Origin of the sequence: Actinomadura sediminis (assembly GCF_042675525.1) — a bacterium.
GTDB lineage: Bacteria > Actinomycetota > Actinomycetes > Streptosporangiales > Streptosporangiaceae > Spirillospora > Spirillospora sediminis.
The window spans coordinates 9323-18718 of sequence record NZ_JBHTJA010000119.1 but is presented as its reverse complement, the minus strand read 5'-3'; the positions used below and the strand labels follow the sequence as shown (position 1 = coordinate 18718).

Genomic DNA, 9396 nt, shown 5'->3' with positions numbered 1-9396 from the left:
GCCGCGCACGGGGCTGGCCAGGCCGCCGGGGCGGGCCAGGCGGCGGCCGGCGGCGCCGGCAAGGCCGTCGCGGCGAAGACGGGCGCCGGCGGGCTGAAGACGATGCTCGGCGTCGGCGCGGCGGCCTGCGGGACGGCCGTGGTCGTCGGGGGCGGCGCGTTGCTCGCGATGCAGCCGGGCGGCGACGATCCCGCGCGTCCGCAGGCGGGGCGGTCGGTGTCGGCGAGCCCTTCCCGCACGGTCACGGTCGCGTCGGTCACCCACTGCGATCGCATGGGCCCCGACGGCGGCCCCATGCAGGAGGCTCCAGGGCGGACGCAGGTCCAGATACCGGCGCTGGTGCAGATGCCCGAGAACACGGGTGTGTTCCACATCGGCGGCCAATACCTGATCGGCCCGGCGGGAGCGGAGTGCGGCGGCTCGGTCGGGGCGGCGAGCGGCGTGAACTACGTCGGGGCCGAACGGACGGGCGTCGTCCGGCACGGATGGCAGGGGTCCGTCGGCGGGATCGCCACGGTGTACTGCTCGTACTTCCCCGACTCCCCGGAGGCGGCGGAGCAGCGGGAGATGGGCGAGGTCTGCGAGTCGGCCCTCGGCGATCCGCGGCCGCTCCCCACGGGCGGGGGCGGGCTCCGCGCGGTGGTCGGCACCGACACGCCGCTGGGGGAGCGTCCGCCGTCCCCCTACGTGTCGGTCGTCCTGGCGACGGCCGGCGACGAGGGCGCGCCCGGAACCCTCACGTGCGTCATGCCGTGGGACCGTGCGGACGTGTGCACCGCCGCACTGACGTACGCGTTCGTCCGGGCGGCCCAGTCCGCGGGCGCGGGCCAGGACGTCCTGGACCAGGCCGCCCGGACGATCGCCGATGCCGTGAAAACCGCCCGCGGATGACCGCCCCGCCCCACGGCGGGGCCCCGGCCCCGCCGACGGCGGTGCGCGACGCCAAAGGCGGCCGGTCCGGACGACGCCGACCCGCTGCCGGGCGAGATCGAGCGCCGTCCCGGCCCGTGGCCCCACCAGCGAGCGACGACCTCGGCCACCGTTCCCCGGCCAGAGCGGACGGGAACCACTGCGATCGCGAGCGAAGCCAAGGTTCGAGCGAAGCGAGAACCTGATCGCGCAGCGAGCCCCTGGGCGAGTCGAAGCGATGCAGCAATCGCACGCAAGGCCCGTGGAAGGAAGGCCCCCCAGGGCCTGACGCCAAGGACATCGCAATAAATAGGTACCCTGACGTCGCCATGACTGAGAAGACGATCGTTCACCTGCTGCGGCACGGTGAGGTGCACAATCCGGGCGGAATCCTCTACGGGCGGCTGCCCGGCTACCGGCTGAGCGAGGACGGTCTCCTCATGGCCAAGGCGGCCGCGAAGTGGTTCTCGGATCGGGACGTCACGGCGCTGTTCTCGTCGCCGATGCAGCGGGCGCTCGAGACCGCGGCGCCGCTCGCGGACGCGTTCGACCTGCCGGTGACGGTGGACGACCGGCTGACGGAGGCCGACAACCACTTCGAGGGGTTGACGTTCGGGGTGGGGGCGGGGTCGCTGCGGCGGCCCGAGCACTGGCGGTACCTGATCAACCCGTTCAAGCCGTCGTGGGGTGAGCCGTACCGGGAGCTGGCGGCGCGGATGCGGGCGGCGGTGATCCGGGCGCGGGAGTCGGCGCGCGGGCACGAGGCGGTGTGCGTGAGCCACCAGCTGCCGGTGTGGGTGCTGCGGCTGCACGCGGAGCGGCGCCGGTTGTGGCATCACCCGGTGAAGCGGGAGTGCGGGCTGGCGAGCGTGACGAGCCTGACGTTCGAGGGGAACCGGCTCGTGGAGGTGTCGTACTGCGAGCCCGCCGGCGGGCTGGGCGGGGAGCCCGGTGTCGCGGGCGCCTGAGGGCGCCGGTAGATTGTTGTACTACGACCTGTAGTAGTAGGAGGGTCCGTTGAACCCCCGTGTCTTCCGTGTGCGCGCCGTCGTGGCCGCCGTCGCCCTGTCCGGGCTGCTCGCGGGCTGTGCCGGGACGGACGCGTCGCAGGACGCCGCGGGCGAGAACCGGTTCGTGTCCGGCGACGGGAACGTGACGGAGTACGCGCCGGGCGACCGGAAGTCCGTGGGGACGGTCGCGGGCGAGTTCCTCGACGGGAAGCCGTTCCGGCTGTCGGACTACCGCGGCAAGGTCGTCGTGGTGAACTTCTGGGCGTCGTGGTGCGCGCCGTGCCGCGGTGAGGCGCCGTCGCTGGAGCAGGTGCACAAGGAGAACGAGGCGAAGGGCGCCGCGTTCGTCGGCGTGAACTTCAAGGACTCGAAGCCGAACGCGCGGGCGTTCGAGCGGAACTTCAAGGTGTCGTACCCGAGCGTGTTCGACGAGGACGGGCGGGTGACGCTCGCGTTCCGTGAGGTGCCGCCGAACGCGATCCCGAGCACGCTCGTCCTGGACCGGCAGGGCCGGGTCGCGGCGCGGATCATCGGCGCGACGACCTACAGCAAGCTGAATCCGCTGGTCACCGACGTGCTCGCGGAAAAATGATCGCGGCGGCCGGGGTGAACGAGACGGTCGTCGGCGGGTCGCTGGTGGCCGCGGCGCCGCTGGCGGCGCTGGCCGGGCTGGTGTCGTTCGTCTCGCCGTGCGTGCTGCCGCTGGTGCCGGGCTACCTGTCGTACGTGACGGGCATGTCGGGCGCGGATCTGGCGGACGAGCGCAAGGGCCGGCTGCTCGCGGGCGTGGTGCTGTTCATCGCGGGGTTCTCGGCGGTGTTCGTCAGCTACGGCGTGGTGTTCGGGGGGCTGGGCCGGTGGCTGCTGGAGTACCAGGAGACGATCACGCGGGTGCTCGGCGTCGTGACGATCGTGTTCGGGCTCGCGTTCATGGGGCTGATCCCGGGGTTGCAGCGGACGGTGAAGTCGGGACGGCTTCCGGCGGCGGGGCTCGCGGGGGCGCCGGTGCTGGGGGTGCTGTTCGGGCTGGGCTGGACGCCGTGCATCGGGCCGACGCTGGGCGCGGTGCAGAGCCTCGCGGTCACGGAGGCGAGCGCGGGACGCGGCGCACTGCTGTCGCTGGCGTACTGTCTGGGGCTCGGGCTGCCGTTCGTGGCGGCGGCGCTGGCGTACCGGCGGGCGCTGGGGGCGTTCGACGCGGTGAAGCGGCACTACCCGCTGGTGATGCGGGCGGGCGGCGGCATGCTGGTGCTGCTCGGGGTGCTGCTGGTGAGCGGCCTGTGGGGGGACATGACCATCGAGCTGAGGTCGTGGATCAGCGGCTTCGAACCGGTTATCTGACATGAGCGACACTGAGATCGAGAGCGGCACGCGCCCGCCGGAGGCGCGGCAGGCGGCGCAGGACGCCCCGAAGCCGAAGGGGATCGGCCCGCTGGGCTGGCTGCGGTGGGCGTGGCGGCAGCTCACGACGATGCGGACGGCGCTGATCCTGCTGTTCCTGGTGGCGCTGGGCTCGGTGCCGGGGTCGGTGTTCCCGCAGCGGGGGCAGGCGCCGGAGGACGTCGCGCTCTACCTGGAAGAGCACAAGACGATCGGGCCGTGGCTCGACAAGTTCTCGATGTTCGACGTGTTCGCGGCGCCGTGGTTCGCCGCGATCTACATCCTGCTGTTCGTGTCGCTGGCGGGGTGCGTGATCCCGCGCGCCGCGAAGCACTACCGGTCGATGCGGGCGCGGCCCCCGGCGGCGCCGCGCAACCTGAGGCGGCTGCCGCAGTCGGCGTCGTTCGAGACCGACGCCGCGGCGGAGGACGTCCTGGAGGACGCGCGCAGGGCGCTGCGCGGCAAGCGGTTCCGGGTGGACGTCGACGGCGGCGCGGTGTCGGCGGAGAAGGGCTACCTGGGGGAGACCGGGAACCTGGTCTTCCACCTGGCGCTGCTGGCGCTGCTGTTCGCGCTCGGTCTCGGGAACCTGTTCGGCTACCGGGGCAACATCCTGCTGACCGAGGGCGACACGTTCGCGAACTCGCTCAGCCTCTACGACCAGTTCGAGCCCGGACGGGTGTTCAGCTCGGACGACCTCCCGCCGTTCACCGTCCGGCTGGAGGACTTCCAGGCCGAGTACCAGGAGGAGGGCGACAGCCGGGGCCAGGCGACGGACTTCACCGCGAAGGTCCACTTCCGGGACGATCCAGGGGACGAAGAGAAGGCGTACGACCTGAAGGTCAACCATCCCCTCGTGGTGGGCGGCGCGAAGGTCTACCTGCTGAACCACGGTTACTCGCCGGTGTTCACGGTCAAGGACGCGAACGGGAACGTGGCGTTCCAGGACGCCGTCCCGTTCCTGCCGATGGAGACCCGGAACTACACGTCCGAGGGCGTCGTCAAGGTGCCGGACGCGCAGCCCGAGCAGCTCGCGTTCTACGCGATCATGTGGCCGACGGCGGTCGCGACGAAGGACGGCGAGCAGATCGTGTCGGCGTTCCCGGCGCCGCTGCGGCCGGTCGTGACGATCACCTCGTTCAAGGGCGACGTGGGCCTGGACGAGGGCACGCCGCAGTCGGTCTACAAGCTGGAGGGCATCGGCGAGACCCTGCAGCCGATCAAGGACGGGCAGAAGCTGCTGGAGCCCGGCGACACGTTCGAGCTGCCGGACGGGGCGGGGACGATCGAGTTCGAGGGCGTCCGGGAGTGGGCGAGCCTGTCGGTGAACCGCGACCCGGGGCGCATCCCGGCGCTGGTCGCGTCGATCCTCGCGGTCGCGGGCGTCGTGGCGTCCTTCATGGTGCGGCGGCGCAGGATGTGGGTCCGTGCGGCCGCCGGGAAGGGCGGGCGTACGGTGGTCGAGGTCGGCGGCCTCACGCTGGGGAGCGCGACCTCGGAGTTCGATGACATCGTGGCCGCGCTTCGCGGTCCCGAGCAGGACGGGCCCGGTGCGGGCCCGGATGAGCGCGGACCCGACGCGGAGCCCGCGGACGACGGGCAGGGCGCCGAGCCCGGCGCCGGCCGGGAGACCGGTCCGGCGGACGATTCGAAGGAGTGACGAGGGTGGGCGACGCCGACCTCGCGAATCTGAGCGACAAGCTCATGCTGACCACGGTGGTGCTGTACATCATCGCGATGGTCGCGTACGCGGCCGATCTCGGCTTCGGGCGCCGCCGGGCGAGGCTCGCCGCGGACGCCGAGGTCGAGGCGAAGGTGCTGGTCGGCGCGGCCGGTGCCGAGTCCGTCGACGCCGGGACGGCCGCCGCCGCGGACGACGCGGAGCCGGAGCGCACGCAGCTCGAACCGGCGAGGCTCGCGATCCTGCTGAACGTCCTCGGGTGGGGCGCGCACCTCGGCGTGCTGGTGTCGCGCGGCCTGGCCGCGAACCGCTGGCCGTGGGCGAACATGTACGAGTTCCTCACCGCGATCGCGTTCGCCGCCGTCACCGCGTTCCTCGTCGTGATGCTGCGGTACCGGGCGCGCTACCTGGGCGCGTTCGTGATGGTCGCCGCGGTGGTCGCGCTCGGCGTCGCGAACATCTGGCTGTACGACGAGGTGGGGCCGGTCAGCCCGGCGCTCAACTCGTACTGGATCGCGATCCACGTCAGCGCCGCGATCATCGCGACGGGCGCGTTCACGGTCGCGGGCGCCGCGACGATCCTGTACCTGGTCAAGGCCCGCGCCGAGGGCCGGGGCACGCTCCGCGAGCACGGCGTCTTGGCCCGCATGCCGTCGGCGGACGGCCTGGACCGGCTCGCGAACGGCGTCACGATGTTCGCGTTCCCGATCTGGACGGCCGCGATCATCATGGGCGCGATCTGGGCGGACCAGGCGTGGGGCCGCTACTGGGGCTGGGACCCCAAGGAGATCTGGTCGTTCATCACCTGGGTGATCTACGCCGCGTACCTGCACGCGCGGGCGACGGCGGGCTGGAAGGGCCGCAAGGCGGCGGTCCTGGCGCTCATTGCGTTCGCCGCGCTGATGTTCAACTTCTTCGGCGTGAACTACATGTTCTCCGGCCTGCACAGTTACGCCTGATGTCTGGGACGTCCCGTTTTGCCGGTAATTAGTCACCGGCGCCCACGTTCTCCCCGAAAGTTTCCGTGACCGCCGGGGATGACGGGGTGTCGGGTTCCGGCTTACGCTTCCTCGGGGACCCCCGCCCGCCCCAGGTATCCGCGGGTCCCGTCGACAGAGGAGCCCGATGCGCTTCAAAGGCGTCCACCGCAAACCCCGGGAGTTCCGGGGGCTCTCCCGCGGCGGGCCGTTCCGCCCTGCCGACCGTGCCGCCGACCCCGCCGCCGACCGGCGGGGCGACCCGGCGTACGCGCCGTCGCCGCCGGAGACGGGACGGCCGCGCGGCGACCAGCCCCGCGACCGGTTCGGCCGGTTCCGCAAGGCGGGACGCGACGACGCCTTCGCGCTCGCGCCCGGCGACGCGGCCCCCGTCGAGGCCGCCGACGCCGACACGGGCGCGGACCGGGCGGTCGAGGGGGCCGGCGGCCGGTACGGGCGGCGGCGCCCCGGCGGCGGGCGCCGCGCCACCGGGGACCTGTCGTGGCGCGACTTCGAACTCGACGACGCCCCGCCGCGGGTGGAGCCGCACCCGCCGGGGACGCCGCACGCCGCCGACGGGCGCAGGCACTGCGGCGTCCTGGAGCGGATCCTGCACCGGCAGTGGGACGTCCGGGACGGGCCGCCCACCCCGGAGGTGATCCGTGCGGTGGAGAGCCTCGCCGGACTGCCGGACGCGCTGAAGGAGCGGCTCGCGGCCGGGCTGGACGGCGTGTACGTGGGGCCGGGCGGCGTGCCGCAGCTCGACGACATGGGGCACCTGCGCGACCGTCCGCTGCCGTCGGGCCGGGCGACGTGGGACGTGTGCGCGGGGGCCTACGGCGACCGCAAGATCGTCGTGGGGGACCGGCCGTCCCCGACCCCGGACGTGATGCTGCACGAGGTGGGGCACGCGCTCGACGACATCGAGGGCGGCGCGGGCTGGACGTCCGACGGGGCGGCGTTCCGCGCGCTGTACGAGCAGTGCCGTCCGCACCTGGCGAGCGACTTCCACCGGCAGCCGGACGCGCTGGGCCGCCGGGAGTTCTTCGCGGACGCCTTCGCGGCCATCTCCTCGCGGCAGCGGCCGGCGCTCGTCGACATGCTCGGCGGCGACATCCGCACCGCGCTGGAGGTCATGCTCTTCTTCAACCGCACCTTCGGGATCTAGGGTGTGTGTTCCGCGGCACACACCAGAGGATCCCGTGATGGCAGGCGATGGTGATCGACGATGTACGTGATCCGGCTCCCCGACGGCACGCTCCGGGTCCCGCACAGCGTGCTCGCCGAACCCGGCGGGGACGGGACGGACGAGGGCCGCGTCATCGCCGACGCGTACGTGGAGGTCGGCCCGGACGACCCCGACTACGAGCGCCTGCTGGCACAGTCGCTGACCGAGGAGGAGCTGGCGGAGCGGCGGCGCGGCTGGCGGGAGGGCGACGCGGAGCTGCTCCGCCGGTTCGAGCGGTGGAAGGCGGGCGAGACGGACGAGTAGTGCGCGGCCGCCGGGACCGGCTCCCCCGAGAACCGGTTCCCCGTGCCGGGCGGCGGGAGGGGCGACGGGCGCGGACCGCCGTCCCCCGCGCGGACTCTCCCGGTCGAACGGACCTGGCCGGAGGCCGGGTCAGTGCGCGGGGTGGCTCCCCACCGGCTCCTCGCCGCGCAGCAGCGCGTGGACCTCGGACTCCCGGAAGCGGCGGTGCCCCCCGGGGGTCCGGATGCTGCTGATCCGGCCCGCCGCCGCCCAGCGGGTGACCGTTTTCGGATCGACCCGGAAGAGGGCGGCGACCTCTCCTGGGGTCAGCAGGCGCTCGCTCGTGCTCTCCACGTTTTCTCTCCCCCTTTGTCCCGCTCTCGGCGCGGGTGGACTGTTTACAGTGTGGCGGGTCAAGACCGATTTCTCCCTTGTTTTCGCAAAACATGACAGCCTGTAGTTCTGCGAGCTGGAGCGATGACGCCCGGTGACCGCGCCAGGGGCCACAGTCGCCACCCCGACCCCGGTTGACCTGCCGTGTCACGGCCGTGACGCCCGCATGAACGGTGCCGACGCAATAGTCTCCGAGGCATGTCCGATCTTGTGACCCTGACGGAGATCGAGCGCGCCGCCGAACGGCTCGCGGGCGTCACCGTCCGCACCCCGCTCGTCCCGTTCCCGGGCGACCCCGGCGGCCCGGCACTGCTGGTCAAGGCCGAGTCGCTGCAGCCGATCGGCGCGTTCAAGCTCCGCGGCGCCCACACCGCGATCGTGCGCCTCCCCGAGGCCGAACGCGCGCGCGGGGTGGTGACGCACTCTAGTGGCAACCACGCCCAGGCCGTGGCGTTCTCGGCGCGCGCGCTCGGAATCAAGGCCGTCCTGGTCATGCCGCACAACACGCCGTCCGTGAAGGTGGACGCGTGCGTCGCGCTCGGCGCCGAGATCGTCTACGTGGAGCCGCAGTCGGCGGCGCGCGAGCAGACCGCCCGCAAGCTCGCCGCCGCGCACGGCTTCACGCTGATCCAGCCCTACGACGACCCGCACGTCATCGCCGGGCAGGGCACCTGCGGGCTCGAGATCGTCCAGGACCGCCCGGACGCCGACGTCGTGCTGGTCCCGGTGAGCGGCGGGGGGCTGCTCGCGGGCGTCGCGGCCGCGGTGAAGGCGCTGCGCCCGGACGCGAAGGTGTTCGGCGTCGAGCCCGAGCTGGCGGCGGACGCGCGCGACTCGTTCCACGCGGGGCACCCGGTCGGCTGGGACGCCGACGAGACCGGGCGGACGATCGCCGACGCGCTGCGCGTCCAGCGGGTCGGCGACCTGCCGTTCGCGCACATGCGCGAGCACGTGGACGGCATCGTCACCGTCACCGAGGACGAGATCCGGCGGGCGATGCGCCGGCTGGCCCGCGAGGCCCGGCTGATCGCCGAACCGGGCGGCGCGGTCGCGACCGCCGCGTACCTGTACCACCGCGGCGAGCTGCCCGCCGCGCGCACGTACGTGTCGATCCTGTCCGGCGGCAACGTCGACCCGGCGCTCTTCCACGAGGTCTACGGGTGACCGGACGTCCGCCGCCTCGCCCCCGGGCCGCCGCGGGCGCACGGAAGGCGGCGGGTAGAGTCGAGGGGTCATGCGTTCGGTAATCCTCTACACCATCGCGCGGTTCGCGATCTTCGCGGCGACCGCCGGGGTGCTCGCGCTGTTCGGCGCCCGCGGTTTCCTGCTCCTGATGCTCGCGCTCCTGATCAGCGGCGTCATCAGCTACGTGCTGCTGTCGGCGCAGCGCGACCGGCTCTCGGCCGCGGTCGACGGCCGGTGGCAGCGGTTCCAGGCGAGCCGCACCAAGGAAGACGCCTGACCGCGGGCCCCTGACGGCGGGCCCCTGACGGCGGCGGGCCCCTGACGGCAGGCCCCCCGGCGGGCCCCTGACGGCGGCGGGCCCCTGACGGCAGGCCCCCCGGCGGGCCCCTG

11 protein-coding genes are annotated in these 9396 nt (G+C 73.3%); 10 read left to right on the top strand and 1 reads right to left on the bottom strand.

Going from position 1 to position 9396, the window contains the following annotated elements:
- The 8 genes from ACFQ11_RS32700 to ACFQ11_RS32665 form a co-directional block, all read left to right on the top strand.
- Window positions 1-891 (top strand): hypothetical protein (locus tag ACFQ11_RS32700; protein WP_378305805.1); only part of this gene is annotated, 891 nt, incomplete at its 5' end.
- Window positions 892-1238: 347 nt separating this feature from the next.
- Window positions 1239-1877 carry a histidine phosphatase family protein gene (locus ACFQ11_RS32695; protein ID WP_378305803.1) on the top strand — a complete coding sequence of 213 codons (639 nt, stop codon included), beginning with the start codon at window positions 1239-1241 and terminating at the stop codon, window positions 1875-1877.
- A 49-nt stretch (window positions 1878-1926) separates the two neighbouring features.
- A complete protein-coding gene (locus tag ACFQ11_RS32690; protein ID WP_378305801.1) occupies window positions 1927-2511 on the top strand; it encodes a TlpA family protein disulfide reductase in 585 nt (194 codons plus the stop codon).
- Window positions 2508-3260: a cytochrome c biogenesis CcdA family protein gene (locus ACFQ11_RS32685; protein WP_378305799.1), complete on the top strand. Its 753-nt coding sequence runs from the start codon at window positions 2508-2510 to the stop codon at window positions 3258-3260. The genes ACFQ11_RS32690 and ACFQ11_RS32685 overlap by 4 nt, the downstream gene beginning before the upstream one ends.
- Window position 3261: 1 nt before the next feature.
- Window positions 3262-4959, top strand: a complete 1698-nt coding sequence (resB, locus tag ACFQ11_RS32680; RefSeq protein ID WP_378305797.1) for a cytochrome c biogenesis protein ResB — start codon at window positions 3262-3264, stop codon at window positions 4957-4959.
- 5 nt (window positions 4960-4964) lie between these two features.
- Window positions 4965-5939, top strand: a complete 975-nt coding sequence (gene ccsB, locus ACFQ11_RS32675; protein WP_378305795.1) for a c-type cytochrome biogenesis protein CcsB — start codon at window positions 4965-4967, stop codon at window positions 5937-5939.
- A gap of 166 nt (window positions 5940-6105) precedes the next feature.
- A complete protein-coding gene (locus ACFQ11_RS32670) occupies window positions 6106-7125 on the top strand; it encodes a hypothetical protein (RefSeq protein WP_378305793.1) in 1020 nt (339 codons plus the stop codon).
- 60 nt (window positions 7126-7185) lie between these two features.
- The gene (locus ACFQ11_RS32665) at window positions 7186-7449 is read left to right on the top strand and encodes a hypothetical protein (RefSeq protein WP_378305791.1); all 264 of its coding nucleotides are present in this window, start codon (window positions 7186-7188) and stop codon (window positions 7447-7449) included.
- A gap of 129 nt (window positions 7450-7578) precedes the next feature.
- Here the strand turns inward: ACFQ11_RS32665 and ACFQ11_RS32660 are convergent, their stop codons facing one another.
- Complete coding sequence (locus ACFQ11_RS32660) at window positions 7579-7782, bottom strand: BldC family transcriptional regulator (RefSeq protein ID WP_125614071.1); 204 nt, start codon at window positions 7780-7782, stop codon at window positions 7579-7581.
- Between the two features lie 237 nt (window positions 7783-8019).
- On the opposite strand from ACFQ11_RS32660, the gene ACFQ11_RS32655 reads away from it, so the two are divergent.
- Window positions 8020-8985 carry a threonine ammonia-lyase gene (locus ACFQ11_RS32655; protein ID WP_378305788.1) on the top strand — a complete coding sequence of 322 codons (966 nt, stop codon included), beginning with the start codon at window positions 8020-8022 and terminating at the stop codon, window positions 8983-8985.
- Window positions 8986-9055: 70 nt separating this feature from the next.
- The gene (locus ACFQ11_RS32650) at window positions 9056-9283 is read left to right on the top strand and encodes a DUF4229 domain-containing protein (RefSeq protein ID WP_378305786.1); all 228 of its coding nucleotides are present in this window, start codon (window positions 9056-9058) and stop codon (window positions 9281-9283) included.
- Window positions 9284-9396: the final 113 nt, after the last annotated feature.